The organism is Roseibium sp. AWQ4_290 (genome assembly GCF_056160985.1).
The window spans coordinates 22558-43321 of sequence record NZ_JBSWYG010000029.1 but is presented as its reverse complement, the minus strand read 5'-3'; the positions used below and the strand labels follow the sequence as shown (position 1 = coordinate 43321).

At 58.4% G+C, this 20764-nt stretch carries 19 protein-coding genes; 5 read left to right on the top strand and 14 right to left on the bottom strand.

Annotation, left to right across the window (positions count from 1 at the left end; translation table 11 throughout):
- Positions 1-18 precede the first annotated feature (18 nt).
- From trkA to dusB, 6 genes are all read right to left on the bottom strand, one after another.
- Entirely contained in the window at positions 19-1395 is a 1377-nt protein-coding gene (gene trkA / locus ACXAH0_RS23045; protein WP_475185493.1) for a Trk system potassium transporter TrkA, read from the bottom strand.
- A 47-nt stretch (positions 1396-1442) separates the two neighbouring features.
- A complete protein-coding gene (ntrX, locus tag ACXAH0_RS23040) occupies positions 1443-2810 on the bottom strand; it encodes a nitrogen assimilation response regulator NtrX (RefSeq protein WP_475185491.1) in 1368 nt (455 codons plus the stop codon).
- The gene (locus ACXAH0_RS23035) at positions 2800-5067 is read right to left on the bottom strand and encodes a sensor histidine kinase NtrY-like (RefSeq protein WP_475195386.1); all 2268 of its coding nucleotides are present in this window, start codon (positions 5065-5067) and stop codon (positions 2800-2802) included. The genes ntrX and ACXAH0_RS23035 overlap by 11 nt, the downstream gene beginning before the upstream one ends.
- A gap of 350 nt (positions 5068-5417) precedes the next feature.
- Entirely contained in the window at positions 5418-6857 is a 1440-nt protein-coding gene (gene ntrC, locus ACXAH0_RS23030; RefSeq protein ID WP_475185486.1) for a nitrogen regulation protein NR(I), read from the bottom strand.
- Between the two features lie 2 nt (positions 6858-6859).
- Positions 6860-7999, bottom strand: a complete 1140-nt coding sequence (locus tag ACXAH0_RS23025; RefSeq protein ID WP_475185533.1) for a two-component system sensor histidine kinase NtrB — start codon at positions 7997-7999, stop codon at positions 6860-6862.
- An 8-nt stretch (positions 8000-8007) separates the two neighbouring features.
- The gene (dusB, locus tag ACXAH0_RS23020) at positions 8008-9045 is read right to left on the bottom strand and encodes a tRNA dihydrouridine synthase DusB (RefSeq protein WP_475195384.1); all 1038 of its coding nucleotides are present in this window, start codon (positions 9043-9045) and stop codon (positions 8008-8010) included.
- A gap of 136 nt (positions 9046-9181) precedes the next feature.
- On the opposite strand from dusB, the gene ACXAH0_RS23015 reads away from it, so the two are divergent.
- The 5 genes from ACXAH0_RS23015 to ACXAH0_RS22995 all read left to right on the top strand — a co-directional run bounded on the left by ACXAH0_RS23015 (position 9182) and on the right by ACXAH0_RS22995 (position 12742).
- A complete protein-coding gene (locus tag ACXAH0_RS23015) occupies positions 9182-10450 on the top strand; it encodes a bifunctional 2-C-methyl-D-erythritol 4-phosphate cytidylyltransferase/2-C-methyl-D-erythritol 2,4-cyclodiphosphate synthase (RefSeq protein ID WP_475195381.1) in 1269 nt (422 codons plus the stop codon).
- Entirely contained in the window at positions 10443-10967 is a 525-nt protein-coding gene (locus tag ACXAH0_RS23010) for a CinA family protein (protein WP_475195380.1), read from the top strand. Before ACXAH0_RS23015 ends, ACXAH0_RS23010 begins: the two co-directional genes overlap by 8 nt.
- A gap of 126 nt (positions 10968-11093) precedes the next feature.
- A complete protein-coding gene (locus ACXAH0_RS23005) occupies positions 11094-11528 on the top strand; it encodes a hypothetical protein (RefSeq protein ID WP_475195377.1) in 435 nt (144 codons plus the stop codon).
- Between the two features lie 183 nt (positions 11529-11711).
- Positions 11712-12197 carry a hypothetical protein gene (locus tag ACXAH0_RS23000; RefSeq protein WP_475195376.1) on the top strand — a complete coding sequence of 162 codons (486 nt, stop codon included), beginning with the start codon at positions 11712-11714 and terminating at the stop codon, positions 12195-12197.
- 110 nt (positions 12198-12307) lie between these two features.
- Positions 12308-12742 carry a hypothetical protein gene (locus ACXAH0_RS22995; protein ID WP_475195375.1) on the top strand — a complete coding sequence of 145 codons (435 nt, stop codon included), beginning with the start codon at positions 12308-12310 and terminating at the stop codon, positions 12740-12742.
- A gap of 377 nt (positions 12743-13119) precedes the next feature.
- Here the strand turns inward: ACXAH0_RS22995 and ACXAH0_RS22990 are convergent, their stop codons facing one another.
- The 8 genes from ACXAH0_RS22990 to ACXAH0_RS22955 form a co-directional block, all read right to left on the bottom strand.
- On the bottom strand, positions 13120-13572 hold the full coding sequence (locus ACXAH0_RS22990) for a type II toxin-antitoxin system RatA family toxin (RefSeq protein ID WP_475185461.1): 453 nt from the start codon (positions 13570-13572) through the stop codon (positions 13120-13122).
- A 31-nt stretch (positions 13573-13603) separates the two neighbouring features.
- Positions 13604-14578 (bottom strand): lipoyl synthase, encoded by a 975-nt coding sequence (lipA, locus tag ACXAH0_RS22985; protein ID WP_475195372.1) that lies wholly within the window; start codon positions 14576-14578, stop codon positions 13604-13606.
- A 56-nt stretch (positions 14579-14634) separates the two neighbouring features.
- A complete protein-coding gene (locus ACXAH0_RS22980; RefSeq protein ID WP_475195370.1) occupies positions 14635-15423 on the bottom strand; it encodes a thioesterase family protein in 789 nt (262 codons plus the stop codon).
- A gap of 20 nt (positions 15424-15443) precedes the next feature.
- Positions 15444-15683, bottom strand: a complete 240-nt coding sequence (locus ACXAH0_RS22975; RefSeq protein ID WP_475195368.1) for a GlsB/YeaQ/YmgE family stress response membrane protein — start codon at positions 15681-15683, stop codon at positions 15444-15446.
- A gap of 22 nt (positions 15684-15705) precedes the next feature.
- Entirely contained in the window at positions 15706-15957 is a 252-nt protein-coding gene (locus ACXAH0_RS22970; RefSeq protein ID WP_475185452.1) for a GlsB/YeaQ/YmgE family stress response membrane protein, read from the bottom strand.
- Between the two features lie 541 nt (positions 15958-16498).
- The gene (lpdA, locus tag ACXAH0_RS22965; RefSeq protein ID WP_475195366.1) at positions 16499-17947 is read right to left on the bottom strand and encodes a dihydrolipoyl dehydrogenase; all 1449 of its coding nucleotides are present in this window, start codon (positions 17945-17947) and stop codon (positions 16499-16501) included.
- 72 nt (positions 17948-18019) lie between these two features.
- On the bottom strand, positions 18020-19354 hold the full coding sequence (locus tag ACXAH0_RS22960) for a pyruvate dehydrogenase complex dihydrolipoamide acetyltransferase (protein ID WP_475195363.1): 1335 nt from the start codon (positions 19352-19354) through the stop codon (positions 18020-18022).
- A 16-nt stretch (positions 19355-19370) separates the two neighbouring features.
- The gene (locus ACXAH0_RS22955; protein WP_475195357.1) at positions 19371-20753 is read right to left on the bottom strand and encodes a pyruvate dehydrogenase complex E1 component subunit beta; all 1383 of its coding nucleotides are present in this window, start codon (positions 20751-20753) and stop codon (positions 19371-19373) included.
- Positions 20754-20764: the final 11 nt, after the last annotated feature.

Below are 20764 nucleotides of genomic sequence, written 5' to 3'. Positions count from 1 at the left end.
GAAATCGGACAAAATGACCTAAAAGAAGTCAAGGCTGACCCGGAACATCTGTTCAACCTGCCGGACCCGGTTGGCCACGGCAAAAATGACAATACGGTCCTGGGCCTGAATTTGAAGGTCGCCATTGGGGGTCAGCACATCGCCATTGCGGAAAACCGCCCCCACGCGGATACCGGATGGCAGATCAATTTCCCGCAAGGGCTTACCCACCAGTGGTGAAGTGTCCAGCGCTTCCGCCTCAACAATTTCAGCCGCGCCGTTTTGAAGAGAATGCACGCCCCTGATTCGTCCCCGGCGCACATGCTGCAGGATTCTTGAAATCGTCACAGCGCGCGGGTTGATGAAGGCGTCAATTCCCAGCGCATTGGCAAAGGCCGGGTAGCTTGGATTGTTGAGCAGCGACAGGGAGCGGCGGCAGCCCAGCTTTTTCGCCATGACCGAAGACAGGATATTCACCTCGTCCTCGTTGGTCAGCGCGATCATCGTATCGGCGTCCCCGGCATCGGCCTCATTCAGAATGATCTGGTCCAAGGCACTGCCATGAAGGATGACGGACCGCTTGAGATCGTCGGCCACGGACATGGCCCGCTCGCGCGAGGCTTCAATCAGCTTGATCTTGGTGCCGCTTTGGCGTTGTTCCAGCGCCTTGGCGACATAAAGCCCGATATTGCCGCCCCCGGCGATGATCACCTTGGCCGCTTCGGGCTCCTCATGACCAAAAATGCTCAAGGTCCGCCGAACCTGATCGCGCCGGGCCACCACATAGGCCAGATCGCCGGTCAGAATGGAATCGGTGCTCTTGGGCACAAACAGGCGATTGTTGCGGAACAGACCGACAACCACAGCCCCCAGATCCGGGAACAATTCGGTCAACTGGCGCAGCGGCGTATCGACGACCGGGCAGTCTTCTTCACACATGATCCCGACAACCACCACCTGATCGTCGGCAAAGCGGACGGTTTCCACGGCACCGGGCAAGGCCAGCCGCCGCAGCACCATCTCGCCCACCTCGATTTCTGGGGAAATGATCACATCGATCGGCATGTTGTCCCGGGAGAACAGATTGCGCCAGCGCCCCTGAAGATAGGACTGCGCACGAATCCGGGCGACCTTGGTGGGCACATTGAAGAGGGAATGGGCCACCTGGCAAGCGACCATGTTCACCTCGTCATAGAGCGTAACGGCCACGATCATGTCCGCTTCTTCGGCCCCGGCCTGGGCCAGAATGTCCGGATGGGCTCCGTGACCGACAAAACCGCGCACGTCCAGCTGATCGCCAATGGCGTTAATCAACTGCGGCGAGGAATCTATCACCGAAACATCGTTCTGTTCCGCAGCGAGGCGTTCGGCAATTCCATATCCGACCTGACCGGCGCCGCAAATGACGATTTTCATGGGGAGATCCCTTTCCCGCTAAACAGTTGACCTGCGCCCACTGCCCATCAGGTCATGCCGAGTGTTTTCAATTTGCGGTGCAGTGCTGACCGTTCCATACCGACAAATTCGGCAGTCCGCGAGATATTACCGTCAAATCTTTTGATCTGCGCCTGCAGATATTCCCGTTCAAAGATCTCCCGGGCCTCCCTCAGCGGGACAGACATCAAATGCTCCCCGGTGCCGGAGGTGGGCAGGCTCGGCAAGGTTTCACCAATCTCGGCAGGCAACAGATCGGCGGTGATCGTGCTGTCCGGTTCGCCCCGGCTCAAAATCATCAACCGCTCCACATTGTTGCGCAGCTGACGCACATTGCCCGGCCAGTCATGAGTCTGGAGAACGGCCATGGCGTCATCCCCGATCGGGCGGAGCGGAATGCCGGACGCAGCTGAAATCTGTTCCATGAAATGGTGCACGAGAACGGGGATATCCTCCCGCCGTTCGGCAAGCCCCGGCACGCGCAACGGAACCACGCTGAGCCGGTGATAGAGGTCCTGCCGGAACAGGCCGGACGCTATATGCTCTTCCAGGTTCTTTGAAGTGGAAGACAGGATCCGGATATCCACCTGCACCTTCTGGCTGCCCCCGACACGGGTGAAGCTCTGCTCGACCAGAACCCGCAGGATCTTGCCCTGTGTCTCGGCAGGCATATCGGCAACTTCATCAAGGTAGAGCGTGCCGCCATGGGCTTCTTCCAGAGCGCCGATCTTGCGCAGCTTTCCCTGTTCATCCTCAATCCCGAAAAGTTCCTCTTCCATGCGCGGGGGCGTGATAGTCGCCGCATTCAGCACCACAAAGGGACTTTTCTGGCGCGGTGACTGATCATGGATCATGCGCGCCGCCCGCTCCTTCCCGGCCCCGGACGGACCAACAATGAGGATACGGCTGTTGGTGCCGGAGATCTTCTGGATTGTCGTGCGCAGGGTCTGGGCAGCCGACGATCCGCCGACAATGTCGCTGGTTTCACCGCTCCGCTGCTTGAGATCCCGGATTTCGCGCTTCAGGCTGGAGGCTTCCAGGGCGCGTTCAACGATATGGATCAGCCGGTCGGCCTTGAACGGCTTTTCGATATAGTCATAAGCGCCGCGCTTGATCGCGGATACGGCCGTCTCGATATTGCCGTGGCCGGAAATGATCACGACCGGCAGGTCTGGATCTGTTTCCTTCAGGACATCCAAAAGGGCCAGACCATCGAGCCGGCTGCCTTGTAGCCAGATGTCCAGAATGACCAGGGACGGTTTTCGTTCCTTGACCGCAGCCAGGGCGCTGTCCGATCCATGGGCCGTGCGGGTGCCATATCCGTCATCATCGAGAATTCCGGCAATCATTTCCCGAATATCAGTTTCGTCGTCTACGACGAGAATATCATGTGCCATGAGCTGCCACTGTTTCTTGATCTTGGTTTTCGCTCTCCAGGTCGATCTCGGCATGCGCTGCCAGAGTGAGACGGACCAGAGTGCCTGTTGAATCAGGCGACGTTTTGGGCGCATCGAGCAATTCGACGCCGCCGCCATGGTCTTCCAAAATTTTGCGGACGATGGCGAGCCCGAGCCCCGTCCCCTTTTCCCGCGTCGTCATATAGGGCTCCAATAAGCGGCTGCGGTTTTCTTCCGGCAGCCCGATTCCATTGTCGACTACATCGACAACCACCATTTCCTTTGGCCCCAGCCCCTCCGTATAGAGACGCACGTTCACGAGCCCCTTGGGCAGGTTCTCGCCCTCCCTGGCACCGACAGCTTCGGTCGCGTTCTTGACCACATTGGTCAGGGCCTGGCCAACAAGCCGCGGATCATAAACCGCTGTCACCGGTGTGTCGGGCAGATCGGCTGTCACGGAGATGTCCGGATTGGCGACCGATTGCATGAACGCCGCATCCCGGACTGCTTCGCGCAGGTCCCCGGACAGTTTCTTGGGCTTGCGCATTCTGGCAAAGGACGAGAATTCATCGACCATCTGGCCGATATCACCGACCTGCCGGACAATCGTATCGATGCATTGATCGAACACCTCCCGGTCTTCCTCGATCCGCTTGCCATAGCGCCGCCGTATCCGCTCTGCGCTGAGCTGAATGGGTGTCAGCGGGTTCTTGATTTCATGGGCTATGCGCCGGGCCACATCGGCCCAGGCCGAGTTGCGCTGGGCGGAGACGAGATCGGTGATGTCATCCAGCGTGATGACGTAACCATGCTCGCGGCGGGTCGACTGTTCGCTTGTGATCCGCACATTGATGGTGCGCAACCGCCCCCCCCTGGTGACTTCAATCTGGGTCTCAGGCAACCGGTCCACATCTCCGGTGAGAAGGCTGCCGACACACTCGGAAAGTTCCGGCACAACTTCATTGAGTGGCTTGTTCAGGATCTGCACTTCATCCAACTGCAGCAGTTCCAAAGCGGACCGGTTGATCAACATGATCGAAGCCTCGTCATCCACGCCGATGACGCCGGTCGACACACCGGACAAGACGGCTTCATTAAAACGGCGGCGCCGATCGATCTGCTCGTTGGCTGCCAGCAGCGCATCCCGCTGGCCCAGAAGCTGACCGGTCATCTTGTTGAAAGTCTGTCCCAGATTGGTCAGATCTCCGCCGGACTTTTCGGTTGCCACCTTGACGGCCAAATTCCCCTTGGTGACTTCATCTGCTGCCGAAATAAGCGCCCGGATCGGGGACACCAGCCGGTTGGCAAAGCCGAAACCGATCCAGATTGCCGAAAGGAGCAGCACCAGCGCCACCCCCAGATAGACAAGCGCAAAGGCAACCTGGACCCCAAAGCGGGAATTTTCCATCTGCTGGTACTGGGAGGCGCCGGTCTCCGCCAGACGCAGATACTCCACCACCCTTGGATCAATTGCCCGCACCGCATAAAGATAGAAATTGTCATAGGCCGACAGTTTCATGATCCCACCCACAAGATTGGACTTGCCCGGCGCAATCAGGGTCGGGTCGCCGGATTTTGCGCGGAAGAAACTTTCCGAGGGCGGCAACGGGATCTTTGCATTCGGGTCCAGGACCACCCGGGTCACCACTTCCCCGTTTTCATTCAGGATCATCGCGGCGAGAATGCCGCGCAGGGACACCTGGGTGGAGAAAAACTGGTCGAACCGGGTCGGCTCAAACTCATAGATTGCCTTGGCCCGGTCGATATCGTTGCTCATGGCGATCAGGTCACCACGCAAAACACGGGCGTGTTCCTGCAGATAGGCCTGGGCAACAGTCAGGGCATTGTCGATGATCTGGCGCGTGCGATCCTCAAACCACCGGTCCAGCCCCCTGTCGAGGGTAACAGCGCCCAAGATCGCCATCAGCACAGCTGGAACAGCAGCCACGAGGCTGAACAGGGCCACCACCCGCACATGAAGCCGAGCTGCGGCGCGCCCGCGCCGGCGCGCCTGCCAGAGCTTCAGGATTTCAACGGAAATAACCCCGAGCAGCACCGCTGCCAGAACGCCATTGATGGCCATGGCAGTCAGGATCACATTCCGGGTCGGATCAATGGAGGTCAAGCCCATCAATATCACAAACGTGACCGTGATGGATACAAGCGCGAACACCATGACCCCAAGACCCGCCCGGCGCCACACCTTGCCTGCGGCACTCGATTGCAAGACGGATTGCTGAACCGTTCCCAGAATCATGCAGCCTCTAAATCCCCCTGGCTCCGGTAGAAATTCCGGTGCGCTTCATCGAATGCTGCAAAGTTATCACACAATGTTGCGAAATTGCGACAGAGCCCGCCACAGGAGTAAATTTCTCAGTGGAAGATCCAGAGCATCTGGTCAAGAAACTGATTTCAATAGATTTTTTTAAAGTTCATTCGCTGCTAATGTTTCTCCGGCGCAGGTCAGAAACAGGCCGAAATGAGGCAAATTCCCTTGTCAGACCTACCTATCCCAGGGAGACAGCCTTCTGCGGAATGAGGCAAGCTTCATGCGGCCTCATTCCGGCTGATCACAGTAAACACGACAAGACACCAAACGTGCCTTTGTTAGCGCGCCGACCGCATGACCTGAATATCCAGGTCCCGGATTTTCTTGCGCAGGGTGTTCCGGTTTACTCCCAAAAGCTCGGCCGCTTTGATCTGGTTGCCCCGTGTGGCGGCAAGCGCCGCACTGATGAGCGGATATTCCACCTCCCGCAAGATGCGGTGATAAAGGCCCGGGGGAGGCAGAGCTTCTCCAAACGTATCAAAATAGCCGTTCAGGTATTTTTCCACCGAGCCGCCGAGATTGATGGTTTCTGAAACATCTTCTTCGGCCGAAGTGACACTTGGCTGGCTCAGTTCCTGATCCAGCAGGCTTTCACTGATGACATCCTGCGGGTAAAGCGCAGCCAACCGTCGCACCAGATTCTCAAGCTCGCGCACATTGCCCGGCCATCTGTAGCGGCGCAGCATGTTCAGCGCACCCTGGTCAATCTGCTTGGCCTGAAGACCTTCCTTTTCCACGATGGAAAAGAAATGGCGCACCAGATCCGGAATATCCTCCACCCGCTCACGCAGGGGTGGCAACCGGATCGGTACGACGTTCAGCCGGAAATACAGATCCTCCCGGAACAGTCCCTGATTAATCAGATGGCGCAGATCCTTGTTGGTGGCCGCAACAATGCGCACATCCGTCTTGATCGGCGTACGCCCCCCAACCGTGGTATATTCCCCCTGCTGCAGTACCCGCAAAAGCCGCGTCTGGGCTTCCATGGGCATATCACCGATTTCATCGAGAAACAGCGTGCCGCCATCGGCCTGTTCAAAACGGCCGGAACTCCGGTTCTGTGCCCCGGTAAAGGCGCCTTTCTCATGGCCGAACAGCTCCGCCTCGATCAGGTCGCGCGGGATCGCGGCCATATTGATCGCTACGAACGGGCCGTTGCGGCGCTTGCCATAGTCGTGCAGCGCACGGGCAACCAGCTCCTTGCCGGTTCCCGACTCCCCGTTGATCATCACCGTCAGATCGGTCTGCATCAGCCGGGCCAGAATACGGTAGATTTCCTGCATCGCCGGAGATCTGCCGACCAGGGGCATGCCTTCCCCGGCATCGTCAATGTCCAGCGTCGGCCGCTTTTTTGGCTCTTCAAGCGCCCGTTGGACAATATTCGTCAGCTCTTTGAGATCAAACGGCTTTGGCAGGTATTCATAGGCGCCCTTTTCCGACGCCTTGATAGCGGTCATGAAGGTGTTTTGCGCGCTCATGACAAGAACCGGCAATTCCGGACGCATCTTCTTCATGCGCGGCAGCACATCGAAGATATTCTCGTCCGGCATGACCACATCCGTGATCACCAGATCCCCGTCTCCTGATGACACCCACCGCCAAAGCGTCGATGCGTTTGAGGTCAGCCGGACCGTATAGCCGGCCCTGGACAGAGCCTGATTGAGAACTGTGCGGATCGCAGCATCGTCATCTGCAACAAGGATCGTACCTGTCGGCATTGTTATTCGGTTCCTTGGCTCGTCTGACCTGGGGATGCCAGGCCTCCGCCGGTATAGGCAGGCATGAGGATACGGAACGTAGTTCTTTCACGCTGACTGTCACATTCTATGACACCGCCATGGTCGCCAATGATTTTGGCAACAAGCGCGAGCCCAAGCCCGGATCCGTTGGTTTTTGTGGTGATGAAAGGTTCAAACAAATGCGGCAGGAGATCATCCGGCACGCCCGGGCCATTGTCCTGCACGCAGAACTCGAGCGGCAGACTGACCCGCTGATCTGTTCCAGGAACGGACAGCCGCACGCCAGGCCTGAAAGCAGTCGAAATGCGGATTTCACCATCCGGGTCATCGCCAATGGCTTCACTGGCATTCTTCACAAGATTGAGGAACACCTGAATCAGCTGATCCTTATTGGCATAGACCGCTGGCAGGGAGGGGTCGTAGGTCTCCACGATACGCTTGCCGCGCGCAAACCCATTGTCGGACAGGCTTTTGACCCGGTCGAGCACAACATGAATATTAACCGGCTCACGCTCGATCGGCCGCTCGTCGGAAAAGACCTCCATCCGGTCGACCAGTTTCACGATCCGGTCGGTCTCGTCCATGATCAGCCGCGTCAGGGAGCGGTCGTCATCGGCAACCGATTGTTCCAGCAGCTGGGCGGCGCCCCGGATGCCGGACAAGGGGTTCTTGATCTCGTGGGCCAGCATCGCGGCAAGCCCGGTCACCGTCCGGGCCGCACCGCGGGAAGTCAGCTGCCGGTCGATTTTTTCCGCCATGGTTCGTTCCTGGAACATCAGCACCACGGCGCCCGGCCGGTCGGCCACCGGCGCTGCATTGATGTCGACGATCTTGGGCGCACCGATGCGAGGCGAACCGATATCCACCTTGTATTCGTTGACTGGCGCAGCCCGTTCGCGCACCTGTTCAAGCAAGGTCAGCAAGGGGCTGCCAAAGGGAACAAAGTCACTGATCGGATGCCGCCGGAGCACGGCCGCGCTGGAGCGCATGAAAATTTCAGCCGCCATATTGGCCGATTCAATCACACCGTCCGGCGCAACAAGAAGAACCGGATGCGGCAGAGCGTCGAGAATAGTCGGGCCGTCGCTGGCGAGCATGGCCACACGGCCCTCTTCGGTCATTTTTTTGCTCACGCAGCCGTCCGTTCGTTTGAATTGGAGAACCAGTCCAGAGCCAACCGGAGCACCTCTTCCGGCTGGCTGGACGTCATCAGGGTTTTGCGAACAGGGCCGGGCAAGGGCGCGCTGCCCTGGGCAAGCGCCTCGTCCAGATACCAGCCCAGATGCTTGCGGGCGATGCGCACGCCCTGAAACTGGCCATAGTGGCTCAAGATCGCCTGGTAATGCTCCGCCACAAGCTCCGCCAGATCCGCTCCGCTCGGGGCAGCAGGCAAGGAACCCGTTAGAAGATACCGGCCCACATGACCGGGCAGCCAGGGACGGCCATAGGCCCCCCGTCCAATCATCACCCCATCCGTACCGGACGCCTCAAGCATAGCATGTGCATCTTCCGGGCTTTTGCAGTCGCCGTTCGCGATTACGGGTAGCCGTGTTGCCGCTTTGACACGGCCAATCGCCTTCCAATCGGCCTTGCCCTTGTAGAATTGGCACCTGGTGCGCCCGTGCACGGTGATCAGCTGCACCCCGGCTGCCTCCGCGCGGCAGGCAAGCTCAGCGGCATTCAACGAGGTATCGTCCCAGCCAAGCCGCATCTTCACGGTGACCGGAAGATCGACCGCTCCAACCGTTGCCTCAATCAAGGACAGCGCATGATCAAGGTCCCGCATCAAGGCGGACCCGGAATAGCCCGATGTGACCTTTTTCGCAGGACACCCCATGTTAATGTCAATGACGTCGGCACCCAGATCCGCAATAACCTTGGCCGCCTCACCCATCCAGCGCGCTTCCCGGCCGGCCAGCTGGACAACATGCAGCCCACCGTCCTGGGCCTCGGCCCGCATCTGGGTTTCCGCATACCCTTTTATGAAGGATTCGCTGGCCACCATTTCGCTGACAACCATGCCCGCGCCGAAACGCGCAGCCAGACGCCGAAAGGGCAGATCTGTGACCCCGGACATCGGCGCCAGAACGGCCGAGTTCGGTAAAATAGTCGATCCAATAGCGAGGGATTTCACGGGTGCGGACACCAGGCTCTCTCTTTTGCTCATTACCTGTGCAAATTTCTTTCTGCCTATATTGTAGACAATTTATGCAACGCAACAAGTCTAAATTTGCGAAAGACGTATGATCTTCGTTAAAGACCGTCAAAGTTTTATGCAGGACCAGCCCGCAAGGAGACCGTCAATGGCCAAAACCGCAGCCGCCCTGATTGTTGCGGCGGGGCGCGGCACCCGTCTGGCGGCGCCCGGCGACACACAGCCGAAGCAATACAGACGCCTCTGCGGCCGACCGGTGCTGTCTCATACACTGGAAGCCTTGGCGAATCATCCTCGGATCGGAAAAATTCTGACTGTCATCCACGCAGATGACCAAGACCTGTTCGACGCCGCAGCCGCAACCACAGCGCCCACCACCCGCGCCAAGCTCCTGAATGCCGCCTTTGGCGGCCCCACCCGCCAGGCCTCCGTGCTGGAAGGGCTCAAGGCGCTCAGACCAGAAGCTTGCGACTTTGTCCTGATCCATGATGCGGCCCGCCCGTTTGTCCCTTTGAGGGTATTGGACGACATTCTGACCACACTGGACACGGGCGCAGATGGCGCCCTGGCCGCACTTGCCGTTGCAGATACGCTGAAACGGTCAAACACAACCGGCGGGCGCCTGGAAACAGTCGACAGAACAAACCTGTGGGCTGCCCAGACACCGCAAGCCTTCCCGTTTGAGCTCATTTTGAACGCCCACCTGAAAGCGGACCATGAGCATGAAACCGGATTTACCGACGATACAGGCCTTGCCGAATGGGCCGGATTGACCGTCCAGCTGTGCGAAGGCTCACCGGACAATTTCAAAATCACCACCCTCGCCGATCTTACACGCGCAGACCGCCAGGCTTCCATGACAGACCCAACCAAACCCCGCTCCCAGCCCCCCTCTCTCGACGCCCTGCAGGATGTCCGCACAGGGATTGGCTATGACGTTCATGCCTTTGAAGACGGCGAAGCCGTGATCCTCGGCGGCGTCACGATTGACCACACAAGGAAGCTGAAAGGCCACTCGGACGCGGATGTGGTACTGCATGCCATCACCGACGCCACTCTCGGCGCCATTGGAGATGGTGACATCGGCAGCCATTTCCCGCCAAGTGATCCTGCCTGGAAAGGCGCCGCATCAGACCAGTTTCAGGACGATGCCATCCGGCGGGTCGCAGCGCTCGGGGGCCGCCTGGCTCATATCGATGTCACCATCGTATGTGAAGAGCCCAAGATCGGTCCGCACCGGCCGCAGATCCGCGAAACCGTTGCACGTATTTGCGGCCTGCCGGTCTCCCGGGTCTCCATCAAGGCGACCACATCGGAACGGCTCGGATTCACAGGCCGCAAGGAAGGAATCGCGGCCCTTGCAAGCGTCACCGTACGCTTGCCCTTTGATGAGAACGAGACATCGGACTATGACTGACGCCCCTTTGACCAGTTTAAGTGCCCTGATCCCCCTGGCTGAAACGCTGCTGGACGCCTTGAAGGACCGGGACATCATGATTGCCACTGCCGAATCCTGCACCGGTGGACTCATCTGCGGCACACTGACAGACATTGCAGGGTCCTCGGCCGCTGTGGACCGGGGTTTCGTCACCTATTCAAACGAGGCCAAGACGGAGATGCTGGGCGTCCCCGCCGAACTGATCGCCCGCGAAGGCGCGGTCAGCAAGGAGGTCGCTCTTGCAATGGCCGAAGGAGCCCTGTCCCGCTCCAAGGCCGGCATTGCTGTTTCCGTGACCGGAATTGCAGGCCCGGGCGGCGGGTCTGAGGAAAAACCAGTCGGCACCGTGCATCTGGCCGTCGCCAGATACGGTCAGCCGACCCATCATATGCATTGCCGGTTTGCAGACCGAGGCAGGCAGTCAATCCGCCTGGAGACAGTTCAAACCGCTCTTAGGACTGCCTTGAACGCCCTGACCACAGAAAAGACTCGTTAACGATACTGGAATTTTTGCTGCAACGCAGGTTTTTACATTATAAAAACTACTTGACGTACCGTTGCGTGAACCACGTATCGTGCAGGCATGAAGCGGTTTCTGGCACTTCTAGTCGTCATGGCAAGTATGAGCGGATCTGCAATTGCGGAGACCCCGCCGCTTGCGGGAGACTACTTTCTGATCGCCCGCAACACGTCCGGCTCGTTTATTGGCAGCCACAAAGTCTTCACCAAGCTCTCTGTCGGCACCAGAAAGGTTCAATACTGCGCCTATTCCTATTATGTACGCGGCAGCACGATCGCCTGGTCCCAGATTGAGGCCAGACGGGGCCATATCATCCGCCTCGAATACAATTCAGGACGCGGGTGGCGCCCTATTTGCGCCAGCCCCGAACAGCAGGTGACCCTGAAGGATATCGGCGTCAAACTCAGCCCCCAAGACTATCTCAACAGTCTGGAAGAAAACCCAAAACAAAAGAACCTTCTGGCCTCGATTAAATCATTTTTCGGCACGGATGAGCCTGAAGAAGCGGAAGCCGAAGGCAGCTACCACGAGCGCTGATGTGCCGCCGCACCTTTCACCCCCTCCGCCTGAAATTTAGCACCAGCGAATTATATCAACTTTTAGTAAAACGCACCGTCGGCAATCAACATGTTCTATAAGAACCTCTTCTATGTTGCCGCTACGGTCGTCACAACAAAAACCTCTCGGGGCACCCAAGACCCGCTGCAGGGGACCAATCTCATGCGCTTGAAAATTCTCACGCTTCTAGGCGGGTTTTGCCTTCTGTCTGCCAGCGGCGCCATGGCCCAGAGCGACGTACCCAAGATAGGAGACATCTATCTCATTTCCCGAGATGGCCATCAGACATTCCGGGGGTCCCACAAGATCTATAAAAGGAAGTCCGAGGGCCTCGTTGAAGTCAGCTATTGCAACCGCACCTACTGGGTCCGGTATGCGACGGTGGCCTGGACCGAACTTGAGGTGGAGCAGAATTACGAGGTGCGGGTGGAACATAACTGGGGGAAAGGCTGGCGGCCCATTTGCGAGCACCCCGAAGAACAGGTGACCCTCAAAGGTCTCGGCATCGAAGACGATCCCCGGCTCGTGATGCATGAATTGTATGATAACGGCGCGAGCAAGAAACGGGAGGACCGTTTTGCCTCCATACGCGAGGCGTTCAATCCTCAAAATCTTGATGAAGCCGCGCAATCGCTCCGGGGCGAATAACACGAGCCTACCGAGTAGCCAGCCCGAGGCAAAAGTTAACAAATAAGTAATCTAAAGATTTTATTCTCGATCAAGTGGGGCACATATGGGCTCACATAAGGACATCGGGGATGAAACACTCTGTCTCTTGGATTACCGCAACAGTGCTAGGCTGCATTTGCCTGTCGAGCACTGCGATTGCGCAAAGTGACTTCTACATCCGTTCCCAATTCTCCAACGGCAAATTCACCGGCTTTCACGAGATCCTGACCAAGCCAAAGGTCGGCTACTATCAGGCGCGCTATTGCGACCGGACTTTTTGGGTGTCCTCCGGGACGGTTCTTTGGACAGAAGAACAGTCGGAAGCCGGCAATTCGCTCGTTCTTGAAGAAGTCACGGGTCAGACCCGCACCGTCGTCTGCTCGGATAAAACCGCCTTCGCAACCCTGGAAGAACTGGGATTGTCCGAGCGGGAGATTGCCAAATTGCGGGCGGAAAATGCGCCGCTGAACATGAGATCAAGCCGCCTGCGTACGATCCGGGACGCCTTCAAACAATTCAAATGAAGACAGAATCCTTCTTTAGGATACGCGCAGGGTCACACAGAGAACCGGACAGGATTTTTTGAGGCGATCCTGCTGATCCAGTCCACAAACAGGCTCGTTTCCCGTGACTGTCGGCTTACGGACAGAAAATAACCTTCATTGGCACTCAGCAAGACGGGCCGGACCGGTGTTACAAGATTGCGCCTGATGGACGGACGGGCAAGCATTTCATTGACCGGGCAGGCCCCGGCGCCTTGCACCGCCAGCTCCGGCGCGGCACAACATGTGACGGCCACATTGGGTCTTATTTTTTTGAGGTTGGTTGACACACCCGGCCCGCCACTTTCAGCGGGCAAGCCAACCACAAAGACGGGTATGAAGAGACGGCCTGAGGCCGGTCAGGCGCCGTAGACCTGATCGGCCCGGGCCTCAAACGCGCTGGAAAATTTCCGGAAGGCCTTGTCGAACATCACGCCCATAAGGGATCCAAGCGTGCGGCTCTTGAACTCATAGGCAATATAGAAGCCGACCGTGCAGCTGCCCTCTCCAGCCTCTTCAAAGGTCCATTTGTTTTCAAGATGCTTGAACGGGCCGTCCAGATATTCCACCAAAATCGTGCGCTCAGCCGGGCGCAGTTCAACCCGGCTGGTAAAGGTTTCCCGGAACAGCTTGTAGGCCACCGTCATGTCGGCCACCAGCACGCTACGGCCATCCTCCAGCTCCTTGCGGCCGCGCACATGCAGGTCCTGGCACAGAGGCACGAATTCCGGGTATTGCTCCACATCCGCCACAAGACGGAACATTTTGTCCGCCGGATGCTTGACATTATGTGAGGATGAAAAACTGGGCATGCAGACTGTCCGGGCCTTTGGGACGCGTGTTTCAGTGACCGAGCTTGGCCTTGCGCGCAGCGCGAAGGTCGGCGAAGTCTTCCCCCGCATGGTGGGACGAGCGGGTCAGCGGACTTGCAGAGACTTTCAAAAAGCCCTTGGCATAGGCAATCCGTTCATACCCTTTGAATTCCTCCGGCGTCACGAAGGACAGCACCGGGTGGTGTTTCTTGGACGGCTGGAGATACTGGCCAACAGTCAGGAAATCCACATCGGCGGCTCTGAGGTCATCCATCAGCTGAAGCACCTCGTTGCGGACTTCTCCAAGGCCGACCATGATGCCGGATTTGGTGAACATTTCCGGATCGAGTTCCTTCACCTTCTGCAAAATGCGGATGGAATGGAAATAGCGCGCACCGGGCCGCACGGTCAGATACTTTGACGGAACCGTTTCAAGATTGTGGTTGAACACATCGGGCTTTGCCTCAACCACAATTTCCAGCGCCCCGTCCTTGCGCAAAAAATCCGGTGTCAGCACTTCGACCGTCGTCTTCGGTGCAGTCTTGCGGATGGCCTGGATGACATCGGCAAAATGGCGGGCACCGCCGTCATCCAGATCATCCCGGTCAACCGACGTGATCACAACATGTTCCAGCCCCATGGTCGCCACCGCATCGGCCACCCCCTGAGGTTCATTCTGGTCGACGGCTCCCGGCATGCCGGTGCGCACGTTGCAGAAGGCGCAGGCCCGTGTACACGTGTCGCCCAGGATCATGAAACTGGCGTGTTTCTTGGACCAGCATTCTCCGATATTGGGGCAGCCGGCTTCCTCACAGACGGTTACCAGATTGTTCTGACGCACCACATCCTGGGTTTCCCGGTAAACCGGCGAGGTCGGCGCCTTGACACGGATCCATTTCGGCTTGCGCTGCACCGGATTGTCCGGACGATGTTCCTTCTCCGGATGACGCGGGCGGGCATCGGATTTCGGTCTCGGGCTATTAAGCGTGTCGACAATCGTAACCATGGGCCTTAAGTGTCGTTATTCCTCTGAAAGGTCAAGCCAAAATGGTGGTGAGCCAGCTATGTGCTAAGCGCAGGTCTGACCAGTGTTGCCAGCCTTTGCCGGGCCTTCTCCGTCAAGGCATGCGCCTTGCGGCTGACCTCGTTTATCTGGACGATCACGGTGACCGCTTCGGCCACCGGCCGGCCATCCTGGAACACCTGCTGAAACAGTTTGAAGGAGCTGCGCCCGATCTCCTTGACCGCAGTGCCGATCTCCACCTGGCCAGGCCAGGTCACTTCGGCCAGAAAATCAAGTTCCAGCCGGGCAATCACAAAGGCGGCACCTTCATCCATCAATTGACCGCCGATCAGAAGCTCGACCCGGCCTGTCTCCAGAAACGTGTTGAAGACCGCATTGTTCACGTGGCCCTGCCGGTCCGTATCCGCATAGCGCAGCTTGTCGGATGTTCTTAAGGGAAACGCCTCCATACCGGGCTCGTCCAGAGGACCCGGCGCATCCTCTTCCCGCACCACATAGATCGAGGCTGGCACATCGCCCTCATCGGTCAAAACCAGCGTTTCCACGCGTTGATAGCCATCCCCCTCAAAGGCGTCCAACCGCCCCCAAAGTTCGGCAAGGCTGTCGGCCTCGAAAAGAAAGACTTCAATCGTCTGGCCTTCCGAATCCAGAACCAGTCCGGGAAACCCGAGCGCGGCTCCCCAGCCGGTCTGAACCAGCCGCCCACGCACCGTGCCCCTGCGCCAGCGCCCCTTGATATCGGCCAGCTGATGGTGATTGGCCCGTCCGGGCGCAAGAGTTCCATATGTAGCCAGCCGGGTGGCGGCACGTGAAGACAATTGATCCATTTAGGCTCCCGTCCTTCCGATTACCCCCGCAGCTTACGCCACAAAAACAGGAACAAAATGGCGCCAATGGTGGCCAGGATCAGTTGATCCAGAATGCCACCAGTAACCTGCAGACGGAAAATTTCCGCCAGTTTTCCACCGATCAAGGCACCGATCAACCCAACCACCAGGCTGCCGAGGACCCCTCCCCGGCTGTTAAGCACCCGGTGAGCAACCGCGCCCGCGACAAGGCCGATGAAAACTGCGACAATCAAGCCCATCGCGGATAGTCCTTTTCTCTGTTCAAACCAGTACCCGGGCAATCAGAACAACAATAATCGCACCGATGGCGGCCACAATAATCTCGTTCACAAGAGCATTGCCGAGATTGATATTTATCCCGGTCGCCTTGACGAGAAACCCGCCGACAAAAGCTCCGATGACACCGGTCAAAAGGTATTTGAGGAGCCCCCCACTGCCGCCGACAAACAAGCTTGCCAGCCACCCGGCTACAACTCCGATGACCACCCAGATCAAAATTGCTTTTGCATCCATTTCGCTTTCCCTTTTCCCCAACAACTAAGCGCGTGAACCATGCTCCGCTCTTTCGATAGAAGCACTGTAGCTAAAGGATGTGTCAGCACAACTCACAGACAGGGCGTTGACGCGCCAATTGGCAAAAAACTGGCAGGCTATGGAAGGCCAAGTCCAAAAACCACTCCTGCATGCCAAATACACTTGAACGTGAGCTTGCGCGCTTCTCTTTGCAGGCTGATAGCGGTTACATGCTCCCCCTCTCCAAATGCACCCGGAAGAGCCAAGGAACCGGCAATGCGGCATCGGAAACAGGTACGACGCCCTGGACGACTGCCACCCAGTGAAAAACTGCTGTTTCAGCAGTCTTCGGGCCATGTTCGCAACGTAAACAAGCAGCACATTCAACGAAGCAGTCAACGTCACCTCCTCACGAGGCTTGAGCGTTCAGCTTCCCCATCGACACAGAAATCTCAATCCGTCGCAGATAGAAGCAAGCAAGACCTGTCTCCATGACTGCAGGAAAGCGGCTTCGGCAGATCCTTGCCGAAGCCTTCGTAAATCAGGCGTTCAAAACCTTTCCGTATGCGTCGAGCACAGATTCCTTCATCATCTCCGACAGGGTCGGATGCGGGAAAATCGTGTGCATCAACTCTTCTTCGGTGGTCTCAAGGTTCATGGCCACCACGAAGCCCTGGATCAGTTCGGTCACTTCGGCGCCGCACATATGCGCCCCCAGCAACTCGCCGCTTTTCTTATCAAAGATCACCTTGATCATGCCGTTGTCTTCACCAAGGGCAATGGCCTTGCCGTTGGCATTGAACATGTAGCGGCCGACGCGGATCTCGCGGCCTTGCTCCTTGGCTTTGGCTTCGGTGAAGCCAACAGAGGCGACCTGCGGATTGCAATAGGTGCAGCCCGGGATCTTGCGGTGGTCCATCGGATGCACATCCGGCACACCGGCGATCTTTTCGATGCAGATCACACCTTCATGCTCGGCCTTATGCGCCAGCATGGGCGGTCCGGCCACATCGCCTATGGCATAAAGACCCGGAACATTCGTGCGCCCATACCCGTCAATGACGACACAGCCCCGGTCGGTTTTCACCCCAAGGGCTTCCAGACCGATATTCTCGATATTGCCCTGAACCCCGACGGCGGAAATCAGATGGTCCGCCGTGATCTGGCTCACCTTGCCGTCCTTGGTCTCCACATGGGCTGTTATGGAATTGGCCGCCTTGTCGACCTTGGTCACCTTGGCTTCCGTGATGATCTTCAGACCCCGCTTTTCCAGCGCCTTGCGGGCGAATTTCGAAATTTCCGCGTCTTCCACCGGCATCACGTTGGCCATCAGCTCGACCACAGTCACATCCACACCCATGGAGCGGTAGAAGGATGCGAATTCGATGCCGATGGCACCGGAGCCCATCACCACCAGAGACTTCGGCATCTTGGCCGGTTTCATGGCCTCGAAATAGGTCCAGATCAGCTTGCCGTCCGGCTCTATCCCCGGCAAAGCACGCGGACGGGCACCAGTCGCAACAACAATGTGCTTGGCCGTATAGGTGCCCTCGCCTTTCACGCCCTTGGGCACCGGGTGCTGCGGCTCGACCACCGGCTTGGTTGACTTGCCGACAACAATCTCGCCCGGCTTGGTGAGCTTGGCTTCACCCCAGATCACGTCGATTTTGTTCTTCTTCATCAGGAAGCCGACGCCACCATTCAGCCGCGCAGACACGCCGCGCGAGCGGGCCACCACGTCCTTGACGTCAGCCTTCATGGTGCCTTCCAGCGTGAGGCCGAAGCTTTTGGCGTGGTTGGCATGGTCGAAAATTTCAGCGGACCGCAGCAGTGCCTTGGTCGGAATACAACCCCAGTTGAGGCAGATGCCGCCAAGATGCTCGCGCTCGACAATGGCGGTCTTGAAGCCCAGCTGGGCGGACCGGATCGCAGTCACATACCCGCCCGGCCCGGAGCCGATGATGATCACATCGTAATTGGTGTCAGCCATGGTGTTTTCCCCGGCGAAAGAAATCATCGTTCAAAAACGGCGCGGCGTTGCCGCCGCGCCGGAGAGCATGGGTCAAACCAGCATGCTCATCGGATTTTCGATGTAGCCCTTGAAAGCGGCAAGCAACTCCGCCCCGAGCGCCCCGTCCACGCAGCGGTGGTCGGTGGACAATGTCACGGTCATAACCGTTGCCACGGCAAGCGCGTTGTCCTTGACCACCGGGCGTTTTTCACCAGCACCGACCGCCAGAATGGTGGCATGGGGCGGGTTCACGACGGCCGAGAAATCCTTCACGCCCATCATGCCCATGTTGGAGACCGCAGTCGTTCCGCCCTGATACTCTTCGGGCTTCAGCTTGCGTTCCTTGGCCCGCTTGCCGAGATCCTTCATTTCGTTGGAAATGACCGAAAGCGGCTTTTCTTCCGCCCGGCGGATGATCGGGGTGATCAGACCGCCCGGAATTGACACAGCGACCCCCACATCGGCATGTTTGTGCATAACCATGTTGTCATCCGTCCAGGACACGTTTGCATCCGGAACATCGCGCAGGGCAAGCGCAAGCGCCTTGATGGTCATGTCATTCACCGACAGCTTGTAGGCCGGTTTGCCATCCTTGTCGGTGGCAGCAGAGCCGTTGAGCTGCGCCCGCAGGGCCAGAAGCGCATCCAGTTCGCAGTCCACCGACACATAGAAATGCGGAATGGTCTGCTTGGATTCCGTCAAGCGCTTGGCAATGGTCTTGCGCATGCCGTCATGGGGCACGAGCTCATAAGAGCCTTCGTCAAAGAGCTTGAGCACCTGATCCGCAGACGGGCCGGAGACAGGCGCCGGAGCGGCAGCAGCCACCTTGGGCGCTTCTGCCACCTGAGCTGCCTTGCCGGTTCCAGTGGCAATCGCCGCCTCAATGTCGCGCTTGACGATACGGCCATGGGGCCCGGTGCCAGACAAGGCGTTGAGATCCAGGCTATTCAGCTTGGCGAGGCGCCGGGCCAAAGGCGAGGCAAACAGACGCACGCCGTCTGCGGCTGCAGGAGCCGGTCCGGCGGGCGCTGCCGCCGGAGCAGCAGACGGAGCCGATGCAGCGGCAGTTGCCGGGGCTGTTGCAGACGCTGCAGCAGGCGCTGGAGCTGCGCCACCGGACGTATCGATGGCACTGGCCTCCTCGCCGTCCTCAAGCAGAACGGCAATCAGCGCGTTGACCTTCACGCCCGCAGAGCCTTCGGGCACGACGATCTTTCCGACCGTGCCTTCATCCACTGCTTCGACTTCCATCGTGGCCTTGTCGGTTTCAATCTCGGCGATCACATCGCCCGCAGCAACCTGATCGCCTTCCTTGACCAGCCATTTGGCCAGATTGCCCTCTTCCATGGTCGGGGAAAGGGCCGGCATGGTGATATTGATTGGCATGTCCGTCTCCCTCGCCTCAGGCTGTGTAGGTCACGGCCTTGACCGCATCGATGACTTCCGGAACGCTCGGCAGCGCGAGCTTTTCAAGATTTGCGGCATAGGGCATCGGAACGTCCTTACCGGTCACCCGAAGGATCGGCGCATCGAGATAATCGAAGGCTTTTTCCTGAACCTGATAGGCGATTTCGGAAGACACCGAACACATCGGGTAGGCTTCCTCGATGGTGACAATCCGCCCCGTCTTGCGAACGGAGGCCAGAACAGTGTCTATGTCGAGAGGGCGGATGGTGCGCAGGTTGATCACCTCTGCGGAAATGCCCATGGCCGCCAGTTCCTCAGCTGCCTGCAGCGTATAGGTCATGCCGATGCCCCAGGAGACCAGCGTGACATCCGTGCCGCCCCGTTCCACCTTGGCCTTGCCGATCGGCAGGACAAAGTCTTCCATATCCGGAATGTCAAAGGAGTGGCCGTAGAGGATCTCGTTTTCCAGGAAGATCACCGGGTTCGGATCCCGGATCGCTGCCTTCAACAGGCCCTTGGCATCCGCTGCGGAATAAGGCTGGACCACTTTCAGACCCGGCACATGGGCATACCAGGACGCATAGTCCTGGGAATGCTGCGCGCCGACACGGGCCGCTGCCCCGTTCGGGCCGCGGAAAACAATTGGCGCGCCCATCTGGCCACCGGACATATAGAGCGTCTTGGCAGCGGAGTTGATGATCTGGTCAATCGCCTGCATGGCGAAGTTGAAGGTCATGAACTCTACAATGGGTTTCAGGCCTGCCATAGCCGCCCCGACACCTAGACCGGCAAAGCCGTGTTCGGTAATCGGCGTATCAATGACGCGCTTGGCACTGAATTCATCCAGAAGCCCCTGGGTGATCTTGTAGGCGCCCTGATACTCGGCCACTTCCTCGCCCATGACGAAGACATCCGCGTCCCGGTGCATTTCCTCGGCCATGGCATCACGCAGGGCTTCACGGACCGTTGAGCTCTTCATCGCCGTTCCTTCCGGAACTTCCGGGTCAGACGCGGGCTCAGAGGTGACCGGTGCGGGGGCAGCAGGTGCGGCTGAAGGAGCTGCAGCCGCCGGACTTGCCGGTGCGGGCGCGGCGGCCGGAGCTGCTGCGGCCGTATCCATGGCGCTGGCGTCTTCGCCTTCGCCCAGAAGGACGGCGATTTTCTCGTTGACCTTGACGTTGTCTGTTCCCTCGGGGACCAGGATCTTGCCAAGCGTGCCCTCGTCAACCGCTTCCACTTCCATCGTGGCCTTGTCGGTTTCGATCTCGGCAATCACATCACCTGCGGAAACGGTATCGCCTTCGGCTTTCAACCACTTCGCAAGCTTCCCTTCTTCCATTGTCGGCGACAGCGCCGGCATCAAAATATCTACAGGCATATTTTCCCCCG

Bases quoted from the DNA above. Each gene is read 5' to 3' on its own strand.
- ACXAH0_RS23010 (WP_475195380.1), top strand. From the start codon at position 10,443: ATGACTGACGCCCCTTTGACCAGTTTAAGTGCCCTGATCCCCCTGGCT.
- ACXAH0_RS22960 (WP_475195363.1), bottom strand. From the start codon at position 19,354: ATGCCAATCAATATCACCATGCCGGCCCTTTCCCCGACCATGGAAGAG.
- ACXAH0_RS22995 (WP_475195375.1), top strand. From the start codon at position 12,308: ATGAAACACTCTGTCTCTTGGATTACCGCAACAGTGCTAGGCTGCATT.
- dusB (WP_475195384.1), bottom strand. From the start codon at position 9,045: ATGAGCAAAAGAGAGAGCCTGGTGTCCGCACCCGTGAAATCCCTCGCT.
- ACXAH0_RS22975 (WP_475195368.1), bottom strand. From the start codon at position 15,683: ATGGGCTTGATTGTCGCAGTTTTCATCGGCCTTGTCGCGGGCGCGGTT.
- ACXAH0_RS22980 (WP_475195370.1), bottom strand. From the start codon at position 15,423: ATGGATCAATTGTCTTCACGTGCCGCCACCCGGCTGGCTACATATGGA.
- ACXAH0_RS23015 (WP_475195381.1), top strand. From the start codon at position 9,182: ATGGCCAAAACCGCAGCCGCCCTGATTGTTGCGGCGGGGCGCGGCACC.
- ntrX (WP_475185491.1), bottom strand. From the start codon at position 2,810: ATGGCACATGATATTCTCGTCGTAGACGACGAAACTGATATTCGGGAA.
- ACXAH0_RS23005 (WP_475195377.1), top strand. From the start codon at position 11,094: ATGAGCGGATCTGCAATTGCGGAGACCCCGCCGCTTGCGGGAGACTAC.
- lipA (WP_475195372.1), bottom strand. From the start codon at position 14,578: ATGGTTACGATTGTCGACACGCTTAATAGCCCGAGACCGAAATCCGAT.
- ACXAH0_RS23025 (WP_475185533.1), bottom strand. From the start codon at position 7,999: ATGACCGAAGAGGGCCGTGTGGCCATGCTCGCCAGCGACGGCCCGACT.
- lpdA (WP_475195366.1), bottom strand. From the start codon at position 17,947: ATGGCTGACACCAATTACGATGTGATCATCATCGGCTCCGGGCCGGGC.
- ACXAH0_RS22970 (WP_475185452.1), bottom strand. From the start codon at position 15,957: ATGGATGCAAAAGCAATTTTGATCTGGGTGGTCATCGGAGTTGTAGCC.
- ACXAH0_RS22955 (WP_475195357.1), bottom strand. From the start codon at position 20,753: ATGCCTGTAGATATTTTGATGCCGGCGCTGTCGCCGACAATGGAAGAA.
- ntrC (WP_475185486.1), bottom strand. From the start codon at position 6,857: ATGCCGACAGGTACGATCCTTGTTGCAGATGACGATGCTGCGATCCGC.
- ACXAH0_RS23035 (WP_475195386.1), bottom strand. From the start codon at position 5,067: ATGATTCTGGGAACGGTTCAGCAATCCGTCTTGCAATCGAGTGCCGCA.
- trkA (WP_475185493.1), bottom strand. From the start codon at position 1,395: ATGAAAATCGTCATTTGCGGCGCCGGTCAGGTCGGATATGGAATTGCC.
- ACXAH0_RS22990 (WP_475185461.1), bottom strand. From the start codon at position 13,572: ATGCCCAGTTTTTCATCCTCACATAATGTCAAGCATCCGGCGGACAAA.
- ACXAH0_RS23000 (WP_475195376.1), top strand. From the start codon at position 11,712: ATGCGCTTGAAAATTCTCACGCTTCTAGGCGGGTTTTGCCTTCTGTCT.